The organism is Ideonella sp. P3_A4 (assembly GCF_056403075.1).
Genome location: NZ_JBFUGE010001377.1, coordinates 1 through 527 on the forward strand (window position 1 = coordinate 1; position 527 = coordinate 527).

At 63.6% G+C, this 527-nt stretch carries 1 protein-coding gene and 1 pseudogene; both read left to right on the plus strand.

Annotated elements, in window-relative coordinates:
* Window positions 1-101, plus strand: a pseudogene (locus AC1DYI_RS38090) (NADH-quinone oxidoreductase subunit B); the annotation flags it as partial.
* A gap of 25 nt (window positions 102-126) precedes the next feature.
* Window positions 127-527: complex I 30 kDa subunit family protein (locus AC1DYI_RS38095; protein WP_477209223.1), on the plus strand; the 401-nt coding region annotated here is incomplete at its 3' end.

Consider the following 527-nt stretch of genomic DNA (forward strand, 5'->3'; position numbering starts at 1 on the left):
ACGTCTACGTGCCAGGCTGTCCGCCGACGGCCGAGGCGCTGCTCTACGGCATCCTGCAGTTGCAGGCCAAGATCCGTCGCGAAAACACGATCGCCCGCTGAATCGGCCCACAGGTTTTAGGCAAGCATGACGCAGAAACTCGACAACCTGCAGGCGGCACTCGAAGCCGCGCTCGGCGGGCGCATCAAGCAATTCAAGCGCGACCGCGGCGAGATCACCATCACGGTGGCCGCGGCCGACTGGGCTGAGGTGGCCACGCAGCTGCGCGACGATTCGCGCCTGCGTTTCGAGCAGCTGATCGACCTGTGCGGGCTGGACATGTCGACTTACAAGGACGAGCCCAACGACCGTGCGCGTTATGTGGTCGTGTCGCACCTGCTGTCGATCAGCCTGAACTGGCGCCTGCGCGTCAAGGTTTTCGCGCCGGATGACGATCTTCCGGTGGTGTCCTCGGTGACGCCGATCTGGAGCTCTGCCAACTGGTTCGAGCGCGAAGCGTTCGACCTGTACGGCATCATCTTCGAAGG